This is a genomic window from Burkholderia sp. Z1 (assembly GCF_014893795.1).
In the GTDB taxonomy this organism is placed as follows: Bacteria; Pseudomonadota; Gammaproteobacteria; order Burkholderiales; family Burkholderiaceae; genus Burkholderia; species Burkholderia theae.
On the sequence record NZ_JACFYL010000002.1, the window covers coordinates 1,063,485 to 1,086,835 of the forward strand.

General features: G+C 66.4%; 22 protein-coding genes. 12 read left to right on the plus strand and 10 right to left on the minus strand.

The annotated features are described in order from the left end of the window. Positions 1 to 22: 22 nt before the first annotated feature. Positions 23 to 1,390, plus strand: coding sequence for a sensor histidine kinase (locus H3H55_RS21840; RefSeq protein WP_193100171.1), 1,368 nt, complete (start codon positions 23 to 25; stop codon positions 1,388 to 1,390). Between the two features lie 15 nt (positions 1,391 to 1,405). Here H3H55_RS21840 and H3H55_RS21845 read toward each other — a convergent pair whose 3' ends face one another. Together H3H55_RS21845 and H3H55_RS21850 are read right to left on the minus strand one after the other, a co-directional pair. Continuing rightward, positions 1,406 to 1,729 (minus strand): YdhR family protein, encoded by a 324-nt coding sequence (locus H3H55_RS21845; RefSeq protein ID WP_053077668.1) that lies wholly within the window; start codon positions 1,727 to 1,729, stop codon positions 1,406 to 1,408. A gap of 50 nt (positions 1,730 to 1,779) precedes the next feature. Then, the gene (locus H3H55_RS21850; RefSeq protein ID WP_193100172.1) at positions 1,780 to 2,322 is read right to left on the minus strand and encodes a carboxymuconolactone decarboxylase family protein; all 543 of its coding nucleotides are present in this window, start codon (positions 2,320 to 2,322) and stop codon (positions 1,780 to 1,782) included. 203 nt (positions 2,323 to 2,525) lie between these two features. Between H3H55_RS21850 and H3H55_RS21855 the strand changes: the two genes are divergently transcribed. The 4 genes from H3H55_RS21855 (at position 2,526) to H3H55_RS21870 (ending at position 6,249) form a co-directional block, all read left to right on the plus strand. Then, entirely contained in the window at positions 2,526 to 2,837 is a 312-nt protein-coding gene (locus H3H55_RS21855) for a winged helix-turn-helix transcriptional regulator (protein WP_226800341.1), read from the plus strand. 83 nt (positions 2,838 to 2,920) lie between these two features. Continuing rightward, entirely contained in the window at positions 2,921 to 3,613 is a 693-nt protein-coding gene (locus H3H55_RS21860; RefSeq protein WP_193100174.1) for an HAD family hydrolase, read from the plus strand. A 52-nt stretch (positions 3,614 to 3,665) separates the two neighbouring features. Continuing rightward, a complete protein-coding gene (locus tag H3H55_RS21865; protein WP_193100175.1) occupies positions 3,666 to 5,018 on the plus strand; it encodes an MFS transporter in 1,353 nt (450 codons plus the stop codon). A gap of 85 nt (positions 5,019 to 5,103) precedes the next feature. Then, positions 5,104 to 6,249, plus strand: coding sequence for an alpha/beta fold hydrolase (locus H3H55_RS21870; protein WP_193100176.1), 1,146 nt, complete (start codon positions 5,104 to 5,106; stop codon positions 6,247 to 6,249). A gap of 94 nt (positions 6,250 to 6,343) precedes the next feature. Here the strand turns inward: H3H55_RS21870 and H3H55_RS21875 are convergent, their stop codons facing one another. The 4 genes from H3H55_RS21875 to H3H55_RS21890 all read right to left on the minus strand — a co-directional run bounded on the left by H3H55_RS21875 (position 6,344) and on the right by H3H55_RS21890 (position 9,462). After that, positions 6,344 to 7,483, minus strand: coding sequence for a patatin-like phospholipase family protein (locus tag H3H55_RS21875; RefSeq protein ID WP_193100177.1), 1,140 nt, complete (start codon positions 7,481 to 7,483; stop codon positions 6,344 to 6,346). 115 nt (positions 7,484 to 7,598) lie between these two features. Further along, positions 7,599 to 8,060 carry a cupin domain-containing protein gene (locus H3H55_RS21880; protein WP_193100178.1) on the minus strand — a complete coding sequence of 154 codons (462 nt, stop codon included), beginning with the start codon at positions 8,058 to 8,060 and terminating at the stop codon, positions 7,599 to 7,601. Between the two features lie 94 nt (positions 8,061 to 8,154). Beyond that, positions 8,155 to 8,496, minus strand: a complete 342-nt coding sequence (locus H3H55_RS21885) for a plastocyanin/azurin family copper-binding protein (protein WP_193100179.1) — start codon at positions 8,494 to 8,496, stop codon at positions 8,155 to 8,157. Positions 8,497 to 8,517: 21 nt separating this feature from the next. Next, positions 8,518 to 9,462 carry a metallophosphoesterase family protein gene (locus H3H55_RS21890; RefSeq protein ID WP_193100180.1) on the minus strand — a complete coding sequence of 315 codons (945 nt, stop codon included), beginning with the start codon at positions 9,460 to 9,462 and terminating at the stop codon, positions 8,518 to 8,520. Positions 9,463 to 9,719: 257 nt separating this feature from the next. On the opposite strand from H3H55_RS21890, the gene H3H55_RS21895 reads away from it, so the two are divergent. From H3H55_RS21895 to H3H55_RS21905, 3 genes are all read left to right on the plus strand, one after another. After that, positions 9,720 to 11,309: an inorganic phosphate transporter gene (locus H3H55_RS21895; RefSeq protein WP_193100181.1), complete on the plus strand. Its 1,590-nt coding sequence runs from the start codon at positions 9,720 to 9,722 to the stop codon at positions 11,307 to 11,309. 80 nt (positions 11,310 to 11,389) lie between these two features. Beyond that, a complete protein-coding gene (locus H3H55_RS21900; RefSeq protein WP_193100182.1) occupies positions 11,390 to 13,144 on the plus strand; it encodes an ABC transporter permease in 1,755 nt (584 codons plus the stop codon). Between the two features lie 11 nt (positions 13,145 to 13,155). Continuing rightward, complete coding sequence (locus tag H3H55_RS21905; protein ID WP_129515297.1) at positions 13,156 to 14,493, plus strand: AAA-associated domain-containing protein; 1,338 nt, start codon at positions 13,156 to 13,158, stop codon at positions 14,491 to 14,493. Between the two features lie 27 nt (positions 14,494 to 14,520). Here the strand turns inward: H3H55_RS21905 and H3H55_RS21910 are convergent, their stop codons facing one another. Further along, positions 14,521 to 15,399, minus strand: a complete 879-nt coding sequence (locus tag H3H55_RS21910; protein ID WP_129515296.1) for a MurR/RpiR family transcriptional regulator — start codon at positions 15,397 to 15,399, stop codon at positions 14,521 to 14,523. Positions 15,400 to 15,759: 360 nt separating this feature from the next. On the opposite strand from H3H55_RS21910, the gene ggt reads away from it, so the two are divergent. Together ggt and H3H55_RS21920 are read left to right on the plus strand one after the other, a co-directional pair. Further along, positions 15,760 to 17,511: a gamma-glutamyltransferase gene (gene ggt / locus H3H55_RS21915; protein ID WP_193100183.1), complete on the plus strand. Its 1,752-nt coding sequence runs from the start codon at positions 15,760 to 15,762 to the stop codon at positions 17,509 to 17,511. Positions 17,512 to 17,671: 160 nt separating this feature from the next. Continuing rightward, the gene (locus tag H3H55_RS21920) at positions 17,672 to 19,000 is read left to right on the plus strand and encodes a dicarboxylate/amino acid:cation symporter (RefSeq protein WP_193100184.1); all 1,329 of its coding nucleotides are present in this window, start codon (positions 17,672 to 17,674) and stop codon (positions 18,998 to 19,000) included. Between the two features lie 2 nt (positions 19,001 to 19,002). On the opposite strand, the gene H3H55_RS21925 is transcribed toward H3H55_RS21920, so the two are convergent. Together H3H55_RS21925 and H3H55_RS21930 are read right to left on the minus strand one after the other, a co-directional pair. Next, the gene (locus tag H3H55_RS21925) at positions 19,003 to 19,392 is read right to left on the minus strand and encodes a DUF3331 domain-containing protein (protein WP_129515293.1); all 390 of its coding nucleotides are present in this window, start codon (positions 19,390 to 19,392) and stop codon (positions 19,003 to 19,005) included. 44 nt (positions 19,393 to 19,436) lie between these two features. Further along, on the minus strand, positions 19,437 to 20,729 hold the full coding sequence (locus tag H3H55_RS21930; protein WP_193100185.1) for an NAD(P)/FAD-dependent oxidoreductase: 1,293 nt from the start codon (positions 20,727 to 20,729) through the stop codon (positions 19,437 to 19,439). Between the two features lie 148 nt (positions 20,730 to 20,877). Between H3H55_RS21930 and H3H55_RS21935 the strand changes: the two genes are divergently transcribed. Beyond that, complete coding sequence (locus tag H3H55_RS21935; protein ID WP_193100186.1) at positions 20,878 to 21,531, plus strand: TetR/AcrR family transcriptional regulator; 654 nt, start codon at positions 20,878 to 20,880, stop codon at positions 21,529 to 21,531. A gap of 21 nt (positions 21,532 to 21,552) precedes the next feature. Here the strand turns inward: H3H55_RS21935 and soxR are convergent, their stop codons facing one another. Then, positions 21,553 to 22,032 (minus strand): redox-sensitive transcriptional activator SoxR, encoded by a 480-nt coding sequence (soxR, locus tag H3H55_RS21940; protein ID WP_034180419.1) that lies wholly within the window; start codon positions 22,030 to 22,032, stop codon positions 21,553 to 21,555. 80 nt (positions 22,033 to 22,112) lie between these two features. Between soxR and H3H55_RS21945 the strand changes: the two genes are divergently transcribed. Beyond that, positions 22,113 to 23,345 carry an efflux RND transporter periplasmic adaptor subunit gene (locus H3H55_RS21945; RefSeq protein WP_193100187.1) on the plus strand — a complete coding sequence of 411 codons (1,233 nt, stop codon included), beginning with the start codon at positions 22,113 to 22,115 and terminating at the stop codon, positions 23,343 to 23,345. The last annotated feature ends 6 nt before the right edge of the window (positions 23,346 to 23,351 follow it).

The window sequence follows — 23,351 nt, forward strand, 5'->3', positions numbered from 1 at the left end:
GGCCAACCCATACGATCTCATCATGTTCGATCACTGGATCCGAAGTCTGTCCGCACGGCTGTGGCTGACCAGCGTGGCAGTGCTCGCGCTCAGTCTGACCCTGCTGGCCAGCGTCGTCATCTATGCGTTCAACCACTTTCCCGAACAGACGCTCGGGCGGCATGAACAGATCGAAGGCGTCACGGACATCGCAAACGGGATCGTCTTCGACGCAGCCGGACGTCCCGTGTCGGTCCGGCTGTCGGACAACCGGGAATGGCTCTTCTCTATGGCGCACACGGAGCTCATGTACCGCGTGCTCGACGGGCAGGGCAATGTGCTGCTCGCCTCCGACGGCGCGCGGGATGGCGCCCCTTGGGTGCCTGACGAGTGGCCACGGACTGCCGGCGAGAAGGTGGGAGCGACGATCGGCGCGACGATCGGCGGCAAGGCGTTCGACGTCGTGGCGCTGCCGGTCCGGCATGGGGATGCGATGTATTACGTGCAGACCGCGACGAGCAAACGCCTTGTCGACGTGATGATCGGCGTGAGGGTCAAGCAGATTCCGGCAACCGTCAAGGTGACGATTCTGGTTGCGACGATCATCTTCGGACTGACGCTCACGATCACCGTGTATCGGATACTCAAGCCTCTAAGGGCCGTGTCGAACGCCGCGGCATCGATCACGCCGCGCAACCTGACGACACGGTTGTCGGTGCGCGGTATCCCGAGCGAAATCAAGCCACTGATCAATGCCTTCAACGATGCGCTTTCCCGGCTGGAAAACGGTTTTGCCGTGCAGCAGCAGTTTCTCGCGTCGGCCGCGCACGAGTTGCAGACGCCCCTCACGTTGATCCGCGGTCAGATCGAGTTGCAGCCCGGGATCGACGACAAGGAATTGCTGTTTCGCGAGATCGACCTGATGGCCCGGCAGGTCCGGCAGTTGCTGCATCTGGCGGAGGTCAGCGAATCGCAGAACTACACCTTCGAGGCGGTGAACTGTGCCGAGGTGGTGCAGGACGTCGTGTCGTATCTGGAACGGAAGGCTGACAAGAAGGACGTCGAGATTCGACTCGACGTTGCCGTAGCACCGGCATCGATCTGGGCAGACAGGGGGGCGCTGTTTATCCTGCTCAAGAATATCGTCGAGAACGCGATCAACGTTTCGCCGCCCAATAGCGTTGTATCGCTGATAGTGGACAGCGTTTCAATTCAGGTTCGCGACGAAGGGCCGGGCATCAGGCAGGAATACCTTCCGTTCCTCTTCAAGCGGTTCTGGCGCGCACCCGATACCAGGCACGACGGCGCAGGCCTCGGGCTGGCCATCTGCAAGGAGATTGCGCTCGCTCATGAATGGCGGCTGACGGTAAGCAGCTTGTTGCCGGGCACGAGCTTTGTCGTCTGGTTTTAATACCCTGAAGGCAATTCAGTCCGTCTTGCCGACGATCTCGTACCGCCCCTGTGTCGCATCGACATGCGCGAGCGTATCGAGCACGCGTATCACGGGCGGGTGGCCGTATACGCGCTCGACCATCGCCTTGTACTCGGCGCCGTGCCAGCGCGCCGCGGCTTCGCGCGTGCGCCACACGTACACGCCGCCGCCTTCGTGCGTTTCCGCGTCGTGGAAGTACCACTTGTGCAGCAGGTCCGGGTTCTGCGCCCATTTCGCCGCGGTACTTTCATAGCGCGCCTGCAGCGTGGCGACATCGACGTCGGGTTGCAGCTTGAAGAAGACAATTTCGGTAATCACGGCACATCCTCCATCGGTAAATCGCAGGAATGAAACGCTCGCATCGTCGCTTACGCCGGAAAGCGTGCGGCATGTTCTTCGAGCGGCAGGCGCAGCGCGTTCGTGAGATAGCTGACCGTCCGGTAGAAGCCCGCGAGCATCAGCAGTTCGAGCAACGCCTCTTCGCTGAAGTGCTCGCACAGTTCGTCCCACAGGCCATCGTCGATATCGCAGTGTCGATGCAGCGTGTCGCACATCCGGATCAGCAGCCGGTCTTCGTCGCTCCAGCACGCGTCACGCGCCGAGCCGCGAGCCAGCGACACGATCTGCTCGCCGGTCAGCCCCGCTGCCTGCGAGAACACCGCGACATGCACGCCCCATTCGTATTCGGATCGACAAAGCGCGGTGGTGCGGTCGATGACGATTTCGCGCTGCCGGATGTCGAGATGGCCCTTGTCCAGCAGGCCCGCCGCAAAGAATTTCGTGAACAGGCGCGCGTCGCGCGCCAGCGTGGTGAAGAGGCGCAACGGTGGCCTCCCCCGCATGATCCGGTCGATCGAAGCCGCGATGTCGGGCGCGAATGGCGGCGATGCGCTGGCAATACGCTGAGTCATGCGAACTCCGGTGCGTGAGCGATGCATGCGTGATAGCGTAGGCATCGTGCTTTAAAAAGTAAAGCAACAAACCGAACGGGAAAGCCTCGCTTCGCCATCACGGCGACGCATTGACACTGCCGGATTCTTGCTTTAAAAAGTAAAGCATGACCACACCAAGAATCGGACAACGCGTTCGCGGATCGAAGACGGGACGACCCATCATGGTCGTGCTGGATCTGCTCGGGCGGCGCACCGCGCTGCGCATCCTGTGGGAACTGCGCGGCGAGCCGCTCACGTTCCGCGCGCTACAGGAGGCCTGCGAATCGAATGCGCGCCTGCTCAACACGCGGCTGGCCGAGCTCAAGGCGTCGGGCCTGGTCGAGCATGGCGACGGCGGCTACTGCATGACCGCCGAAGGCCGCCGGCTGGAAGCGGCGCTTCAGCCGTTGCTGGGGTGGGCGAGGCAGTGGGCAAAGCGCGATCCGGACGGCTTCGATGCGGCGGATCGCGAGCAATCGGGTCAGGAGCGCTGACCGATCGGCAGGCGGGCGCGCATTGCAGCATCATTCCGGTTCATGCGTCACGCGTGAGCCACTTTTGTTTGCGGAGTCCTTTCATGTCTGTTCGAGCCGTCATATTCGATTTCGATCTGACGCTGGCGGATTCGTCCGCCGCGATCATCGAATGCACGGAGTACGCGCTGCATCAGCTTGACGCCGCCGGCGCGACGCCTGCGCAGATCGGCGTCGTGATCGGCTTGCCGCTGCACGAAATGTTCCGTTCGTTGACCGGTGAAACCGACCCGGCGCGGGCCGACGCGTTCGCGCGGCACTTCGTGGCGCGCGCTGACGAGATCATGGTGCACGGCACCCGCATCTATCCCGAAGTCCCGCCGCTGCTCGCGCGTCTGCGCGAACAGGGTCTCGCGGTCGCGATCGTGTCGTCGAAGTTTCGTTACCGGATCGACGCGATCCTCGCGTTGAACGGATTGCAAGCGCTGGTCGACGTGCTGATCGGCGGGGAAGACGTGCAGCGTCACAAGCCGGATCCGGAAGGGCTCGTGCTGGCACTCGCGCGGCTTGGCGTGCCGGCCGGCGCGGCAATCTACGTGGGCGATCATGCGGTGGACGCGCAGGCGGCCGAGCGCGCCGGCATGCCGTTCGTCGGCGCGGTGAGCGGCATGACGTCGTTCGACGCATGGACGCGCGCGGGCAAGCAGGCCGTGAACACGCATATCGGCGAGCTGGCCGAAATCGTGCAGCGGATCCAGCACGACACGGCCGACGCGCCGGGTCGGCGTGACGTCTGACCGCGCGCACCGCGCCTCCTCCTGAATCGGGAATCGCACGATGCCGCGCCACGTGAACCATCTCCGCTGGAAGATCGTCGCCTTTCTGGTCGCACCGCTGACCTTCGTGATGACGCTCGATCGCGCGGCGATGGCCGTGGCCGCGCCGACGATCCAGGGCGAACTCGGCCTGTCGATCGTCGAGATGTCGATGATCCTGACGGTCTACTTCTGGGCCTATGCGATCGGCCAGATTCCTGCCGGGCGCGCGGCCGAACGCTTCGGATCGCGCAAGGTGCTGTTCGGCACGAGCACGCTGTGGTCGCTGATGATGATCGTCACGCCGTTCGGCGGGTCGTTCGCCTGGCTGTTCGGCTGCCGGCTGGTGCTCGGCGCCGCGCAGTCGGCCGACTGGTCGAGCAGCGTCGTCGCGCTCAAGCGCTGGTTTCCGACCGGCGAACGCGCGAAGGGCAACGCGGTGCTGCTCGCGGGGCTGTATCTGGGCCCGATCGTGTCGGCGCCGCTCACCGCATGGACCATCGTGCGGTTCGGCTGGCATGCCGTCTTCTACGGGTTCGGCGCGCTCGGCCTGCTGCTCGGTGCGATCTGGTGGCTCGGCTATCGCGATGCGCCGGCGTCGCACCCGCTCATCACGCAGGCCGAGGCCGACTACATCGCGGCCGACCAGCCGCCCGGCCAAGCGGCCGAGTCGGGCTCGCTCGTGCGCTGCCTGCGGTTGTGGCGTTTCTGGATCTTCGGCATTCAGTACTTCCTGCTCGTGCTGATCCAGAGCTTCTACACGACCTGGCTGCCGACCTACCTGATGCGCGCGCGCGGGTTGTCGCTGAAGGCGATGGGGCTGTACGCGTCGCTGCCGTGGGTGGCCGTGTTCGCAGCGGTGTTCGTCGCGGGAACCGTCAGCGACCGGCTGCTCCGGAAAACCGGCTCGATCTACTGGGCGCGCACGCCGGTCGCGATCGCCGGATTCGTCGTGAGCGCGCTCGCGCTGGTCGCGGCGTCGCGCGCGGACGCGATGGCGGCGGTCATCGGGCTGCTGTGCCTGTCGTTTGCCGCGGTCGGGTTCGCGCAGGTGGTCGTGTGGTCGGCCGCGCAGGATCTCGGGCGGCCGTTCGCCGGCGTGATGTCGGGCTGGACGAACGTGTGGGGTGCGCTGTCGAACGTCGCGGGCCCGATGACGCTCGCGCTGGTCGTCAAGGTCACCGGTAACTGGGGCAGCGGGATGATCGTGATCGGCGCCGCGGCCGCCTGCGGCGCGGTGTTGTGGCTGTTCGTGCACCCCGAGCGGCCGTTGCTCGCCGTGGCGACGGACGGCTCGCCGCCGCCGGCGGGCGGTGCGAACGCGCCGCGCGGCGACGGGCGAGCATCCCGCGCCGATGCCGGGCGGGTGTCCGAACCGGCCGGCTGAACCGTGTTCCGCAACCGGTCGGCAGCGCGCGACGGATTCTGCGACCATCGCCGTTAAAGTCATACCAGCCACCAGGTCCGCCACCATGCCGCTCATTTCCGTCGCTCTTGCCCGAATTCGCTCCTCCCGCATGCTGTCATGCACCATTCCGCTCTTGGTAGCCTGTGCCACGGCCGGCGTGCTGGGCGGCACGCGTCCGGCCGAAGCCGCCACACAGCGCGAACGTCTCGAAGCGCCGGTCAAGGCCGTTGCCGACCAGCGCGTGGCCGTCGATACGCCGCAGGGCAGCGCGGTGCTGCCCGTCTACGCCGATCATCCGCTCGACCAGCCCGCGCCCGACGTCACGCGCGTCTTCATCGTGATTCACGGCACGCTGCGCAATGCGGACGCGTATTACGCATCCGGGCTCAAGGTCGTCGAGAAGGCCGGCGCGGCGGGCAAGGGCACGATGGTCGTCGCGCCCCAGTTCCTGACGCGCGCCGATACGCGCGCATTCTCGTTGCCGGCCCAAACGCTCGCGTGGACGCAGGAAGGGTGGAAGGGCGGCGAACCCGCCCGCCAGCCGGGGCCGATCAGTTCGTTCGCCGCGCTCGACGCGTTGCTCGCGCATTTCGCCGACCGCAGCCTGTACCCCGCGCTGTCGACGGTGGTCGTGATCGGCCATTCGGCCGGCGCGCAGTTGCTGCAGCGCTACGCGGTGGCCGGGCACGGCGGCGACGCGCTGGCCCGCGCCGGTCTTGCGGTGCGCTACGTGGTCGCGAATCCGTCGAGCTACCTGTATTTCGACGACGAACGGCCGGACGGCCAGGTGCTCGCGGGCGGCGCGTGCCCGAGCGCGACGGAATGGAAATACGGCTTGAAGTCGGCGCCGCCCTACGTCGTGTCGCAGGACGTGGGCGATCTCGAAACGCGTTACGTCGCGCGCAACGTCGTGTACCTGCTCGGCCAGGCCGACACGAACCCGTACACGCATTTCATCGACCGCTCGTGCGCGGCGATGGCGCAAGGCCCGTACCGGCTCGCGCGCGGGCTCGCGTACTTCGATTACCTGAAGAAGCGGCACCCGGCCGGTCTTGCGCAGCAGGTCGTCGAAGTGCCGGGCATCGGGCACGACAATCTGGGCATGTTCACCTCCGCTTGCGGGCTGGCCGTGCTGTTCGACCAGACGTTGCCGCAATCGTGTCCGGTTGTCGCCGGCACGGCGCCGGTCGTGCGCGCGGCCGGGCAGTGAGCGTGTGCCATCCGCGGCGGCGCCACTGGATCGATCAGAAAAATGCAGGAATCGGCAAGATAAATTCATCGGCGCACGGCTGCGGCGCCGCGCATCATGCCGGTTTTTCAGCGACCGCCGGCGCATCCGGGTCGAATACCGTCAGGCCTTCCGTCGGGTCCGTCGGCAGGTCCCACGGACGGGCCGCGATGGCCCGTTTAGCGGCCTCGTAGCCGGCTTGCCGGCGGGCTGCAATGCCGCCCGGCGTGAAATCGATGTCCTTCAACTGATTGTCGCCGGCGAGTCGCGGCGCCGCGAGCTTGATCAGGTGCATCGTGGTCTCGCATCCCCACGCGGCGAGCCGGCGCACGGCCGGCGACGCGCGTTCGGCTTCCGGCACGTGCCGGGCCAGTTCGCGGATCACGTGGCGCAACCGGTGAATCTGCTGCTGGCGCGCGATGTGACTGTCGGTGCGGCTCGCGTACTGGATGTCCTTCTGCCGTTCCGACACCTGCCAGATGCTCTCGGGCTCGGGGCCGGCCGGATTCCACATCTGCACCGAGAAGATGATCGAGCTGCGGCGCGGATTGTCGTCGAGCACGACCTCGACCGGCGTATTCGAATACACGCCGCCATCCCAGTACGGCTCGCCGTCGATCCGGATCGCCGGGAACGCGGGCGGCAGCGCGCCCGAACTCATGATGTGGTCGATCCCCAGCTGTGTATCGCGCGAATCGAAATAGCGCATCGCACCCGTGCACGCATTGACCGCGCTGACGGTCAGGCGCGGGTGGCCCGCGTTCAGCAGGCCGGGATCGATCAGCGATGCGAGCGTGTCGCGCAGCGGCGCGATCCGGTAATACGACGCGCGATCGACGCCGAGGCGGACCATCGGCCCGAACCACGACGCCGGATTGGGCTGGAAGAACCCCGCGATGCCGCCGCCGATGATCATCATCTCGGCCAGCGTCCGGTCCCAGCCGGGCAGCAGCGCGGGGACGTCGAAACGGGTCCGTTCGGTCACGCGCTGCCAGAACGCCAGCAGCTTCTCGTAGCGCTGTTCCGGCGGGTTGCCGGCGATCAGCGCCGCGTTGATCGCGCCGATCGACGTGCCGACCACCCAGTCGGGCCGGATGCCGGCTTCGTCCATCGCCTGAAAGACGCCGAGCTGGAACGCACCCAGTGCGCCGCCGCCCTGGAGCACGAGCACGACTTGCCCGGGGAGGTCCATTCGTGCCGGCTGGCTCGCGGTCATGGCTTGCCTCGCTGCGTGTGACGGTGGGTCGGATCGGAACGGCTCGATTCAGTGTAGGCGATCGGTGGCGCGGCAATGCCCGCCGCGCCACACGCGCGAGGATTCGCGTCAGGCGTCAGGTATCTGCGTACGGCGTGCCGTCCTTGTGCAGGAACCGGCCGTCGCGGCTCGGGCTCATCATGTCGATGTCCGGGCAGGTGATCACGTCGTCCGGCGAGCGCGAACCGACCTCGAGATAGACGGCGACCGCATCAGATCGGTTGACGAGGTGATGGCCGTTGCCCGAGCCTTTCGGAAACGCCGCGCAGTCGCCCGCGCGCAGCACGGTCTCGCCGCCGTCCTCGATCATCACGAGTTCGCCTTCGAGCACGTAGACGAATTCGTCTTCGTCGGAATGCCAGTGGCGCTGGCTCGACCAGCCGCCCGGCGGCACGCGCATCAGGTTGACGCCGAAATCGCGCAGCCCGCCGGCATCGCCGAGGCGCTGGCGGATGCGCTGTGCGCACGGCGCGTCGAATGGCTTCGGATAACCGCTGCCCGGGCGTTCGGGCACGGCGCTGAGGTCGATCCTGGGCATGGGCGGCTCCGGCTGCCACGCGGGCGAATGGGACGGGGCTCATTGTAGGCGGCTGCCGCCCGCCGTTCGTCCGCGCGTTTCGTGGGAGGCCGCGTCATTCGACGGTGATCGTCTCCTTCATGTACGGATGAATTCCGCAGAACACCTTGTAGACGCCCGGCTTGTCGAAGCGGAACGAGTACGTGTCGCCCTGGTCGAGCGCCGACGAGTGAAAGATGCCGGCGTCGTTGACGACAGTGTGCGGCTCCCCGTCGAGGTTCTTCCACGTGATGGTCGTGCCGGCCTTGATCGTGGTCGACATCGGCGAAAACATGAAATTGTGGATCGTCACGAGCGGGCCGTCCGGGCCCTGCGCGAACGCGGTGAGCGGGGTGCCGGCGGCGGCCGCGCACAGGATCAGCGCCGCGATGATTGTCGGTTGCTTGAAACGGGTCATGTCGGTCTCCTTGTGTATGGGTCAGGCGAGCGTCGCGTCATGCAGCGTCGATGCGGCGGGATGGCCCGCGAATTCGACGGTCGTCAAGCCGAGCATCGACGGCAGCCGGTCGCGCGGCACCGTGAGCGGCACGGGGCCCGGGCCGTTGCCGGCCGTCGGCTGCGGGAACGCGGTCGAGCGTGCGGTATGGAACGTGATGTTGCCCTCGACCTTCGACACGATCTGGTGGATATGCCCGTTCAGCACGGTGACCGAGCCGAAGCGGCGCAGCAGCGCCATCGTCTGCGGCGCGTCGCCGGTGCCCCATCCCCACGGTTCGTAGATGGTCCACATCGGCATGTGCGAGAACACGACGATCGGCGTGCTCGACGAGCGGCCCTTCAGATCCTGCTCGAGCCACGCGAGCTGATCGTCGCCGAAGCTGCCGAGTCCGTTCGGCTTGAAATGCATCACGTTGACGAGGCCGATGAAGTGCACGCCCGCATGATCGAAGCTGTAATAACCGCGGTTGTCCGACGCCTTGCCGAACCGGCCGAAATATTCGGCGCCCGAACCGTCGGTGACGTCGTGCTCGCCGGGCACCGTGTGCAGTTCCGGTATGCGCAGCGCCGACAGCAGTTGCGACGCGTGGTCGAATTCCTCGGGCTTGGACAGGTGCGTGATGTCGCCGGTATGGATGGCCAGCGCGGGCATCGCGGGCATCTGGTTCACGAGGTCGATCGTCTGCCGCAGCGTGGCCGACACGTCGGGATTGGCTTCCTTGTTGAAGCCGATGTGCGAGTCGCTGATCTGCACGAACAGCGGCCGGCCCGCATTGGCCGGGAGTGCGTCGCCGGCCTGCGCGAGCGCGAGGTCGAACGGCGTCAGGATGCCGCCCGACAGCGTAAACAGCGTGCCGAGGCCGCCGAAGGCCATGCATTGCAGGGCCTTGCGGCGCGACGGGCGGGTGGGATTCGATGAAGACATGGGAGCCTCGCAATCGTATGACGAAACGGGACGGCCGGATCGTCCTGGAATAAACCGGCGCCTTCGCGTGCCATACCGGCGCGACGACGGTTTTATTCCCGCGATCCGCAAATTCGCGCAGGGGAGTTGAGAGCCCGCGAGGCGGCCGTCCGGATGCCGCGCGACGACTTGTTAATGTCCTGTAAGTGACACGTCACATTTGCGTCACGACCGCCCGATAGCCTGCGACACCGAGTCACCTATCCGGAGCCACCTTCATGCCGAATCTCGCGGCAACGGAAACCAGCGGCGCGGCCAGTCACCGCACGCGCACCCTCAGCTTCGCGCTGTTTTTTCTGATCATTGCCTGCGGCATCGTCTATATCGCGATCCACCTGAGCGCGGATCTCAGCCCGGTCAAGGAAAGTTCGGTCCTGCCGTTTGTGCTGCTCGTCGTGGCGCTGCTGATCGCGCTCGGCTTCGAGTTCGTGAACGGCTTCCACGACACCGCGAACGCGGTCGCGACCGTCATCTACACGCATTCGCTCGACCCGCACCTGGCAGTCGTCTGGTCGGGCCTCTGGAACCTGTTCGGCGTGCTCGTATCTAGCGGCGCCGTCGCGTTCGGCATCCTGCAGTTGCTGCCCGTCGAGCTGATCCTGCAGGTCGGCAGCGGCTCGGGTTTCGCGATGGTGTTCTCGCTGCTGATCGCGGCCGTCACGTGGAACCTCGCGACCTGGTATTTCGGGTTGCCGTCGTCGAGCTCGCATACGCTCGTCGGGTCGATCATCGGCGTCGGCCTGATGAACCAGATCGTCAGCGGCCCGTCGGGCACGAGCGGCGTCGACTGGAACCAGGCGCTCGGCGTCGGCAAGGCGCTGCTGTTCTCGCCGCTGATCGGCTTCGTGCTGTCCGCACTGGTGCTCCTGCTGCTGAAGGCGCTCGTGCGCGTGCCGGCGCTGTACCAGGAGCCGAAGGGCAACAAGCCGCCGCCGTTCTGGATCCGCCTGCTGCTGATCCTCACCTGCACGGGCGTGTCGTTCGCGCACGGTTCGAACGACGGGCAGAAGGGCATGGGCCTGATCATGCTGATCCTGATCGGCGTGATTCCGACCGCGTACGCGCTGAACAAGGCCGTGACGCCGGACCAGACGAGCACGTTCGTCGCGGTCGCGCGCCACGCGTCGACGACGCTCGGCAAGTACGCGGACCCCGCGGTGCAGTCCGCCGACCCGCGCGCCGACGTCGAGGCGTACGTGCGCACGCACAAGCTGACGCCCGCGACGCTCCCCGCGCTGGGCAAGCTCACCGACACGATCGCCGACCAGGTCGCGCAGGCCGGCGGCATCTCGAGCGTGCCGCAGAACCTCGTCGACAACGTGCGCAACAACATGTACGTCGCATCCGAGGCGATCCGCCTGATGGAGAAGGCGAAGGCGCCGGCGTTCTCGGTCGAGGACGCGAGCGTGCTCGATGCGTTCAAGAAGCAGATGGACCGCGCGACCAAATTCATCCCAACCTGGGTGAAGGTCGCGGTCGCGATCGCGCTTGGTCTCGGCACGATGGTCGGCTGGAAGCGGATCGTCGTGACGGTCGGCGAGAAGATCGGCAAGTCGCATCTCACGTACGGGCAGGGCGCGTCGGCCGAGGCCGTCGCGATGCTGACGATCGGGATGGCCGACGCATACGGGCTGCCGGTATCGACGACGCACGTGCTCGCGTCGGGCGTGGCCGGCACGATGACGGCGAGCGGCGCGGGCCTGCGCTGGGACACGGTGCGCAATCTCGTGCTCGCATGGGTGCTGACGCTGCCCGCATCGATCGCACTGTCGGCCGGCCTGTACTGGGCACTGCACGGGCTCTTTTGATCCGGGCCCGCTGATGTAACGCCGGCCGCGCGGCACGCGGCCGGCCCCATCGAATTTCAATCCGATACAAGACGCTACCGATGGATATCAGTTTCTTCAATCCGAACCGGACCGCGAACGCGTCCGCGTGGCGCGTGCTCCCCAATCGCTGGGATGCCATCGCGTTTCCGCTGATCATCTGCCTGCTGGCAATGGCGATCGTCGGCTTCCATCAGACGATGGCGCCGATCGGCGTGCTGCAGACGCAGAAGATCACGCTCGATCCGTCGAACCTGCCCGAATACGCGTTGCGCACCACGTTGCGGATGCTCGCCGCGATGGTCGCGTCGCTCGTGTTCACGCTCGTCTACGGCACGCTCGCGGCCAAGAGCCGCCGCGCGGGCATGGTGCTGATCCCGATCCTCGACATCCTGCAGTCGGTGCCGGTGCTCGGCTACATCTCGTTCACCGTCACGTTCTTCCTCGCGCTGTTTCCGGGCCGCGTGCTCGGCGCCGAACTGGCCGCGATCTTCGCGATCTTCACGAGCCAGGCGTGGAACATGACGTTCAGCTTCTACCAGTCGCTGCGCACGGTGCCGCGCGATCTGCACGAAGTGTCGCGCGGCTTCCACCTGACGTCCTGGCAGCGCTTCTGGAAGCTCGAGGTGCCGTTCTCGATGCCGGGCCTGATCTGGAACATGATGATGTCGATGTCGGGCGGCTGGTTCTTCGTCGTCGCGTCGGAGGCGATCACCGTCGGCAACCAGACGATCACGCTGCCGGGGATCGGTGCGTATCTCGCGCAGGCCATCTCCGACAAGAACCTCGGCGCGGTCGGCTGGGTGATCGTCGCGATGACGGTCGTGATCCTCGCGTACGACCAGTTCCTGTTCCGTCCGCTCGTCGCGTGGGCCGACAAGTTCCGGATGGAAAACACCGCGTCCGGCGATGCGCCGCAGTCCTGGCTGCTCGACATGATGCGCCGCACGCACCTGATCCACCAGTTGCTGGTGCCGGCCGGCTGGTTGCTGTCGCAGGCGGCCCGCGTGCCGCTGCGCGTGCCGTCGTTCAAGGGCGTTGGCGCGCGCGTCGTACTGAGCCGCCGTTCGTCGCGGATCGGCGACATCATCTGGGGCGCGCTCGTGATCCTGCTGACGGTGTACGTCGTGTGGCGCGTCGTCACCTTCGTGTCGACCGGCGTGACGATGGCCGAGGTCGGCCACGTGCTCGTGCTCGGGCTCATCACGCTGCTGCGCGTGATGTTCCTGATCCTGATCGCGTCGGTCATCTGGGTGCCGATCGGCGTGTGGATCGGGCTGCGCCCGGCACTCGCCGAAAAGGTCCAGCCGATCGCGCAGTTCCTCGCCGCGTTCCCGGCCAACCTGCTGTTCCCGGTGTTCGTGATCGTGATCGTGCGCTTCCACCTGAACGCCGATATCTGGCTGTCGCCGCTGATCGTGCTCGGCACGCAGTGGTACATCCTGTTCAACGTGATCGCGGGCGCGATGTCCTATCCGAACGACTACAAGGAAGTCACGAAGAACTTCCGGATTCGCGGCCGGCAATGGTGGCGGCAGGCGATCCTGCCCGGCATCTTCCCGTACTACGTGACCGGCGCGATCACCGCATCGGGCGGCGCATGGAACGCGAGCATCGTGTCCGAGTTCGTGCAGTGGGGCGACACGAAGGTCGTCGCGCACGGCCTCGGCGCGTACATCGCGCAGACGACCGCCGCCGGCGATTTCCCGAAGATCATCCTGGGCATCGCCGTGATGTCCCTGTTCGTCACCCTGTTCAACCGTCTGCTGTGGCGTCCGATGTACGCCTATGCGGAAGCCCGGCTCCGTCTCGATTGAGAGTACTCGCGATGCAAAATTCGACCGTTATCAACGCCCCTGTCCAGACGCCCCAGCCGCCGCGCCTCGGCGACGAAATCCTGCGCGTGGAGCACGTCAACCGCGGCTTCAACAAGTCGCAGGGCGAACTGCTCGTGCTCGACGACGCGAACCTGTCGCTGCGCGAAGGCGAGATCGTCGGGCTGCTCGGCCGCTCCGGCTCGGGCAAGTCCACGCTGCTGCGGATCATCGCCGGCCTGATCGAGCCGACCGGCGGTGAAGTGACTTACCTCGGCAAGCCGCTGAGCGGCCCGGCCGAAGGCGTCGCGATGGTGTTCCAGACCTTCGCGCTGTTCCCGTGGCTCACCGTGCTGCAGAACGTGGAAGCCGGCCTCGAGGCGCTCGGCGTCGGCGCGCGCGAGCGGCGCGAACGTGCGCTCGCGGCCATCGACCTGATCGGTCTCGACGGTTTCGAAAACGCGTATCCGCGCGAGCTGTCGGGCGGCATGCGCCAGCGCGTGGGCTTTGCGCGCGCGCTGGTCGTCGATCCGACGATCCTGCTGATGGACGAACCGTTCTCGGCGCTCGACGTGCTGACGGCCGAGACGCTGCGTACCGACCTGCTCGACCTGTGGACGCAGGGCCGGATGCCGATCAAGTCGGTGCTGATCGTCACGCACAACATCGAGGAAGCCGTGTTCATGTGCGACCGGATCCTCGTGCTGTCGTCGAACCCGGGCCGCGTGATCGCCGAGATCAAGGTGCCGTTCAAGCATCCGCGCAACCGGCTCGACACCGATTTCCGCAAGCTGGTCGACGACATCTACGCGAAGATGACCGCGCGCCAGACCAATGAAGCGACGAAGAAGGGGCTCGAACCCGGCAGTTGGCTGCCGCGCGTGTCGACCAACCTGATGGCCGGCCTGATCGAAACGCTTGCGATGGCGCCGTACCACGGCCGTGCCGACATGCCGGAAATCGCGCGCACGCTGCATCTCGAAGTCGACGAACTGTTCCCGATCGCCGAAGTGCTGCAGCACCTCGGTTTCGCGGACGTGCGGGAAGGCGACGTGTTCCTCACGCCGCCCGCGCGCGTGTTCGCGGAGTTCGGCACGCAGGAGCGCAAGCTGATGTTCGCGGATCACCTGCTGAAGCACGTGCCGCTCGCCGCACGGATCAGGAAGGTGCTGAACGAGCGTCCCGGCCATCGCGCGCCACGCGTGCGCTTCGAGCAGGAGCTGGAGGATTTCCTGTCCGACGAAGCGGCCGAGGAAACGCTCGACGCGGTGATCGACTGGGGCCGTTACGGCGAAGTCTTCTCGTACAACGACAAGACCGAAGTGTTCAGCCTCGAGGACGTCGAGAGCTGATGCCCGCGCCCGAATGGCGAGCGATCGTCATTCGGGCAAATCGCGCCGGTTGGTGTCCTGCCCGATGCCGCCGGTGCTGAGATGCTCGATCTTTTCCATCCGCTGCCGTGCGAGTTCCGGCAGCCGGTTCGTCACGCCGATCACCAGCGCTTCGGCGAGCGCCAGCGCCGGCACGTTGGTCTGCAGCATCGCGAAAGGGCGCCCCTGGATCCGCAGCACGATCTCCGCGAACTCGCCGATCGGCGACATCCATTCGTCGGTGATCAGCAGGATCCGCGTGCCGAGCCGGTGTGCGGCCTGCGCGAAGCGGATGCTGTCCTTCTGGTAACGGCGAAAGTCGAAGATGACGAGCACGTCGCCGCGCCCCATGTCGGCCAGGGCAACCGACGCGAGATTCACGTTGGGTTCGACGTACTGCACATGCGGGCGTGCGTAGGCGAGCGTGAACGAAAACAGCGACGCGAGCGGCGCCGTATAACGTCCGCCGCCGCAGAAGATGCGGACGTCCGGATCGGCCAGCTGCGCCACGGCGGCGTCGAACGCGGCCGCGTCGAGCCCGTCGATCGTGGTCGCGAGCGACTCGGACAGCCGCTGGAAAATCGCCGCATGGTTGTCGCGCATGCCCGATTCGGAGTGGAACGCATCCATCCGCGCGAGCGGCGAATTCATCGCGGTGTCGATCTCGTCATGCAGCGCCTGCTGGAACGACGAGTAATTCGGAAAGCCGATCCGGACGACAAAGCGGAACACGGTCGGATCGCTGACTTCAGCCTGCTTGGCGACGCTCGCGATCGGCCCGAGGCCGAGACTCGGATAGCGATCCAGCAACGCATGCGCGACCTTCTGTTCCGACGGCGTGAAGCTATCCATCTGGGATAACAGCAACGCCCTGATGCTCGTCCCCATCGGGCACTCCAGCTCTCTTATCTGAATGACAAACGGCAGACGGGTGTCTGCCGGGACTCCATGCATGTTAGCCGATTGACGTGCGGCGGGCCGCGCACGGTCCGGAATTAGAGGGACGTATCACTCTGCAGAGGGTCCGGCCAGTAATGTAATGAAACGAACATTTCTCGAAAACTCTTTCCGCGGGTATTCGCTTCAAATTCAGTGATAACCCTAGGTTTTGGCATAAAAAAGCGAGTGCTATGATCGCGGCCTCGCCGGAATGTATTGTTTATTACATGACGGATTGGCAGCGTCGGCACGCGATGGCGTGGCGGCGCATCCCGGCCTGGCCCGGCCATTTGTCTGGAGGATTCCGTCATGAGGCGGCTCGTCGTACTCACCCTGTTGTCGGCCATGAGCGTGTGCGCGTTCGCCGCTTCGGACCCCGCGGTCGAAGCGAAGAACGGCATGGTCGTGTCGTCGCAGCACTTCGCGTCGCAGATCGGCGTCGACATCCTGAAGGAAGGCGGCAACGCGGTGGATGCGGCAGTGGCGGTCGGTTATGCACAGGCCGTGACCAACCCGTGCTGCGGCAATATCGGCGGCGGCGGCTTCATGACGGTGCACCTGGCCGACGGCCGCGACCGCTTCATCAATTTCCGCGAAACCGCGCCGGCCGCGGCGACGGCGAACATGTATCTCGACGCGTCGGGCAACGTCCGCGCGGGCGAAAGCCTGTACGGTTATCGCGCCGTCGGCGTGCCGGGCACGGTCGCCGGGCTCGATCTCGCGCAGCGCAAGTACGGCAAGCTGACGCGCCAGCAGGTGATGGCGCCGGCGATCCGGCTCGCACGCGACGGCTTCGTGCTGACGCGCGGCGATACGGACATCCTCGACACGACGATCGAACGTTTCAGGAAGGACCCGGACGCGGCGCGCATCTTCCTGCGGCCGGACGGCACGCCGCTGCAGCCGGGCGACCGTCTGGTGCAGAAGGACCTGGCCCGCACGCTCGAGCGCATCGCGCAGCAGGGGCCCGACGCGTTCTATCACGGCGAGATCCCGAAGCGCGTCGAGGCGGCGTCGAAGCAGGCGGGCGGCCTGATCACGGCGGCCGATTTCGCGTCCTATCGTGCCGAAGACATGGCCCCGCTGAAGTGCACGTATCGCGGCTACGAGTTCGTGTCGGCGCCGCCGCCGAGCTCGGGTGGCGTGACGATGTGCGAGACGCTGAACATCCTCGAAGGGTATGACCTGCGCAAGCTCGGTTATCACTCCGCGGCGTCGATCCACTATATGACCGAAGCGATGCGCCACGCGTACGAGGACCGCAATACGCTGCTGGGCGATCCGAACTTCATCGACAACCCGATCGCGAAGCTGACGAGCAAGGACTACGCGGCGCAGATCCGCAAGAGCATCCACGCCGATACGGCGACGCCGTCGGTCGACGTGCAGCCCGGCGTCGGTATTCACGAGAAGCCGGAGACGACGCATTACTCGATCCTCGACCACGACGGCAATGCCGTGTCGACGACCTATACGGTCAACGGCCGCTTCGGCGCCGTGGTCATCGCGCCGGGCACGGGTTTCTTCCTGAACGACGAGATGGACGACTTCACGACGAAGGTCGGCGCGCAGAACCTGTTCGGCCTCGTGCAGGGCACGCGCAATTCGATCGCGCCGGGCAAGCGTCCGCTGTCGTCGATGGCGCCGACCATCGTGACGAAGGACGGCAAGGTGTTCATGGTGGTCGGTTCGCCGGGCGGCTCGCGGATCATCACGATCACGCTGCAGACCGTGCTGAACGTGATCGACTACGGGATGACGCCGCAGGATGCGGTCGCCGCGCCGCGCATTCATCACCAGTGGCTGCCTGACGAGGTCTATTACGAAACCTACGGCCTGTCGCCCGACACGCTCGCGATCCTGCGCAACATGGGCTACAAGATGGTCGAGCAAACGCCGTGGGGCGCCGCCGAGCTGATCATGGTCGGCCTGCCGGGCACCGAAGCGGCGAGCCGCCAGAGTTCCGGGAACGATTCGTCCGTATCCGGCAACGTGCGCGCCGGCTTCATCTACGGCTACAACGATCCGCGCCGCCCGGCCGGGTCGGCGATCGGCTACTGATCCGATCGCTTCACGCTGAACCGCTGCCGCCCGCGTTCGCCCTTGCGCGAACGACGGTGCGGCGGCAGCGCGTCCGTTCGCGGACATTCGCAGGCCCGACAGGACCCCGGGCCGCGCGCCTTTCGTCCTTCAACACCTTCACCGTGCGTCGAATCCCGTTATGAACAAACGAATGTCCGCTGCAGGCTGGATCCTGCTCGCGATGGCGGCCGGCATCTTCATCGGCTACCTGATCTACACGCAACTTCCGGACAAGCAGTCCGCCGCGGAAATCGCCGGCTACATCTCGCTCGTGTCCGATGTGTTCCTGCGGCTGATCAAGATGGTGATCGGCCCGCTGGTGTTCTCGACGCTCGTCGTCGGCATTGCGCACATGGGCGATGCGTCGTCCGTGGGGCGCGTGTTCGTGAAGGCGCTCGGCTGGTTCGTCACCGCGTCGCTGATCTCGCTGCTGCTCGGGCTGCTGATGGCGAACCTGCTGCGCCCCGGCGAGAACCTCGGCCTGCCGTTGCCGGACATCGGCGCGTCCGCGCATCTCGCGACGTCCAAGTTCACGCTGAAGGACTTCGTCGGCCACATGGTGCCGAAGTCGTTCGCCGAGGCGATGACGAACAACGAGATCCTGCAGATCGTCGTGTTCTCGATGTTCTTCGGTGTCGCGCTGTCGGCGCTCGGCGAGCGCGGCAAGATTCTCGTCGCGGCGATCGACCAGCTGGCGCACGTGATGCTCAAGATCACCGGCTACGTGATGAAGCTCGCGCCGCTCGCGGTGATGGCCGCGATGGCGTCGACGGTGGCGATCAACGGGCTGTCGATCCTGCTGAAGTTCGCGGTGTTCATGGGCGACTTCTACGTGAGCCTCGTGCTGCTGTGGGGCACGCTCGTCGCTGCCGGGCTGCTGTTCCTCGGCCGCCGCGTGTTCAAGCTGCTCGTGCTGATCAAGGAAGCGTTCATGCTGTCGTTCGCGACCGCAAGCTCGGAAGCCGCGTATCCGAAGATCCTCGATGCGCTCGATCGTTTCGGCGTGCGTCGCAAGATCTCGAGTTTCGTGATGCCGATGGGCTATTCGTTCAACCTCGACGGCTCGATGATGTACTGCACGTTCGCGTCGCTGTTCATCGCGCAGGCCTACAACATCCACCTGTCGCTCGGTACGCAGATCACGATGCTGCTGATCCTGATGCTCACGTCGAAGGGGATGGCCGGCGTGCCGCGCGCATCGCTCGTCGTCATCGCGGCGACGCTGCACCAGTTCAACATCCCGGAAGCCGGGCTGCTGCTGATCCTCGGTGTCGATACGTTCCTCGACATGGGCCGTTCGGCCACGAACGCGGTGGGCAACTCGATCGCAAGCGCGGTGGTCGCGAAGTGGGAAGGCGAGTTGATGTCGGAAGCCGAAGCGCAGGCGCATGCCGCGCATCTCGACGCCGAACTCGAGCGGCAGGGTAGCGATCCGGCCCAAGGCGCGGGCCGCGCGAACCCGGTCTGACGCTAGACCGTCAATGCTTCGTCGATGCACGCCGCCAGCACCATCGCGGCGGCGTTGCCCGGCGTCGAACCGAGCAATTGCGGCGCATAGACGCTGTCGCCGATCGCGATCGGCTGCCCCGACAGCGCGCAGACACCGCGCTTGCGCGTCGTGAACAGCCGCCACTTCTGGTAGCCGTAGTGCCCGGTGCAGGCGTCGCGCCACGAAATCATCACGGTGTCGGCCGTGGGCCGTTCGAGCACGCTGATGGTCGGCCGGCTCGTCGCATCCCATGACGGCAGCCGGTCGCGCGTCACGCTGCGCCGCCGGGGCTCGCCCCACGAGACGGACGGCATGTCGAAGCTGCCGATCGCGGCAACGGTCATGAGCCAGGGCGCTATACGGTTATTCATGTCGGTGTTCCTCGAAACGTTACGCGGTGCCGCGACGCGCGGCATCACGACAGGCGGATGCGCGGCTGCACGCAGCCGTTGATCCGTTCGGCGAGCCACAGCAGGGTCGCTTTGGAGAAGCCGTGCAGCGCCTGCTGGTGCCGCCGGTAGAGCATCAGGTGGCTGAACTGCGCGAAGCGCCCCTGGATGAAGCCGCCGCGAAAGAACCCGAACTGCCCGAGCGTGCCGAACGCGTCGTAGTCGCTGATCGACACGAGCGCGCCGAAATCGTGAAAGGCGAACGGCGGAATCGGTGTGCCGTCGAGCCACGCGGGCAGGTGCTTCGCGAGATGCTCGGCCTGCTGCGTCGCGACCTGTGCGGTCGGCGGCAGCGGCCGTTCGTGGCCGTCGGGCAACAGGCTCGCGCAATCGCCGATCGCGAACACGTGCTCGTCGGCCGTCGCCTGCAGCGTGGGCCCGACGACGATCTGGTTCGCGCGGTTGGTGTCGAGCCCGTCCAGCGCCTGCATGAAATCGGGCGCCTTCACGCCGGCCGCCCAGACCATCAGGTCCGCTTCCGCGAACGAACCGTCGCCATAGTGGAAGCCGTTCGCATCCGCCGCCGTGACACGCGTCGACGTCAGCACGCGAAAGCCGATCTGTTCGAGCCGCCGCTGCGCCGACGCGGAAATTCGCGGCGGAAACGCGGCGAGGATGCGCGGGCCGCTTTCGAGCAGCGTGAGCTGAAGTCGCTCGCGCACCGTCGCGTCGCCGTACGCCTGCGCCACTTCCAGCAAGCGGCTCAGTTCCGCCGCGAGTTCCACGCCCGTCGCGCCCGCGCCGACGATCGCGACGCGAAACGGCTCGTCGCGCGCGATGCTGCGGAACACGCGCATCCGCAGCGCTTCGTTGAAGGTTTCGGCCTGCTGCTGGCTGTCGATGAAGTAGCAGTGCTCGCGCACACCCGGCACGCCGAAATCGTTGGCCTGGCTGCCGAGCGCGACGATCAGCACGTCGTAGTCGAGTTCGCGCGCCTCGATCACCACGTCGCCGCTCTGCGAGCGGATCTCGCCGAGCTGCACGCGGCGTCGCGCGCGATCGAGCCCCGTCAGTTCGCCGGGCTGGTATGTGTAGCCGTGGTCGCGCGCATGGGCGAGGAAGATCACCTGTTGCTGCTGCACGTCGCGCGTGCCGGCCGCGATCGTGTGCAGCATCGGCTTCCAGATATGGGTCGGGCTGCGGTCGACGACGGTGACCTGAGCCTGCCCGGACCGGCCGAGACGCTCGCCCAGGCGGGTCGCGAGCTGCAGTCCGGCGATCCCGCCGCCGACGATGACGATGCGTTTAGGGGTTGTCATGGATAAATCATCACGTGATGAATAATGTATGATCCTAGCGCTTCCCGGCTCCGCGTGTCAACGGAGTGGGGCAGGCAGCCCGGTTCCGGCGACGTGAAACCGGGGCCCGAACACGGGCATTCGAACCATTCAAGGGGAGCGGGAAAACGTGGCTGAAGTCACTGAGCGCGCGCCGTCGAAGCGGCGTACGCGCGGGCGGCCGCTGGCGGATGCGTCCGTCGGTCCGGACGTGATATTGCGGGCCGCGCGCCGCACGTTCGCGAAGCGTGGCTACGACGCGACGAGCGTGCGCGAAGTCGCGCGCGAGCTGGGGATCGACGCGGCGCTGATCGCCCATCATTTCGGTACGAAGGAAACGTTGTGGCTGGCGGTCGTCGAGCAGATCGTCGACCTGGCCACGCCGATGTTCGACGCGCTGCGTGCGTTGCACACGTCGTCATTGCCGCATCGCGACCGCGTGCGGCGTGCGCTCGAGCTATGCGTCGATCACGAGTTCGACGAGCCCGACATGGGGATGTTCTTCTCGACGGCGGCGACCGAAGTGGGCGGGCGGCTCGACCGGCTGCAGGAGCGGATCGTGCGGCCGTATCACGAGGTGATGTTCCCGCTGCTGTCGGACGCCGTGCAGGCCGGCGCGATCCGCGCGGTCGATCCGAACGTGCTGTTCTTCATGCTCGCGAGCGCGATCGGCACGACGGTGTCGTACAGCCACATGATGCTGGAGTACACGTCGCTGCCGACGCAGCGGGACGCGTTCCGGCAGGCCGTGCTCGACGCCGCGCTCAACCTCGTCGGCGACTGAGCGCGGCGCGCGGCCCGCGCATCATTCGACGTCCGTGGGCGGCTTGTCGCCGAGCCAGCGCCGCGCGCCGGGCCCGTTGCGGCCCGCGCGATCCTCCGGGTTGGTCAGCTTGCAGCGCTTCAGCGACAGGCAGCCGCAGCCGATGCACTCGTCGAGGTTGATGTAGAGCCGCTGCAGTTCCTCGATCCGGCTCGCGACGCGCTGCTTCCAGCCGCGCGACAGCCGCTGCCAGTCCTTGTTGCTCGGGGCGGTGTCTTCAGGAAGGCTGACCAGTTGCTCGGCGATCTCGTCGAGCGAATAGCCGATCTTCTGCGCGAACACGATGAATGCGATCAGCCGCAGCACCGCGCGCGAATAGTGGCGGTGACTCGAGCCGTTCCGGTGCGACTTGATGAGCCCGCGCGTCTCGTAGAACCGCAGCGTCGACGCCGGCACGCCGCTGCGTGCGGCCACTTCGCGGATCGACATCAGCGGCCATTTCGGTTCTTCCGGGGTACCCATGACGTTCTCCGGGAAAAGCTTGACTTGAAGTTAACTTCAACTTTTATGCTACGCGGCAGTTTAACCCGTCGCGAGGCATCATGGTTTCCTTATCCCTACGCAGGACGTCGCCTTTGGGCGCCGCTTGCGCACTGCTGCTGGCGTTGTCGGGCTGTCACGACGGCAAAGGCGCAGCGTCAGCCTATTCTGTTCCCGAAGTCGGCGTCGCAACCGTCGCGCCGCGCACGGTCCGCCTCGCCGACGAATTCAACGGACGCGTCGAAGCGGTCGACGCGGTCGATTTGCGGCCGCGCGTAAGCGGCTATCTGCAGCGTGTCGCCTACAAGGAGGGCGACCTCGTCGCGCAGGGCACGTTGCTGTTCGAGATCGACCCGCGCCCGTACCGCATCGCGCTCGACCGTGCGAACGCGCAGCAGCAGCGGGCCCGCGCGGCCGCGAGCCTCGCGAACGTGCAGCTCAAGCGCGTGCAGACGCTGATCGATGCGCATGCAACGTCGCAGGAAGAACTCGACAACGCGCGCGCCACGGCCGAGCAGGCACGCGCGGACCTTCAAGCGGCCGACGCGGCCGTTGCCGACGCGAAGCTCAATCTCGGTTTCACCGAAGTGCGCGCGCCGATCGCGGGCCGCGTCGGCCGCGCGGTCGCGACCGTCGGCAACCTCGCCCGCGCGGACGACACGCTGCTGACGACGGTCGTGTCGCAGGATCCCGTCTACGTGTATTTCGACTGCGACGAGCAGAGCTACCTGCGCTACAACGCGCGCCGCGCCGATCCGAAGCATCGCGCGATCGGCGCCGATCCGGTGCGCGTGGGCCTCGCGAACGAGACGGGCTTTCCGCATGCGGGCACCGTCGATTTCCTCGACAACCGGCTCGACCCGCAAACCGGCACGATCCGCGCGCGGGTGCGGTTGACGAACGCGGATCACACGTTCACGCCGGGCCTGTATGCGCGCGTGCAGCTCGTCAGCGGCCGCGACCAGGATGCGCTGCTCGTCGACGACAAGGCCGTGCTCACCGACCAGGACCGCAAGTACGTGTACGTGATCGGCCCCGGCGACAAGGCGCTGCGCCGCGACGTGACGACCGGCCGCGAGTTCGAGGGCGAGCGGATCGTCGAGAAGGGGCTGCAGGCGGGCGACCGCGTGGTCGTCGACGGCGTGCAGCGGATCTACTATCCGGGCGCGCAGGTGAAGCCGAAGGCATTGCCCGCACGCGCCGACGCCGACGCCGGTACCGGCAATGGCAACGGCAATGGTGGCACCGGCGGCACGCAGGCCGTGGCCGATGCCGGCGCGCCTGCCGCGCAATAACGGGAG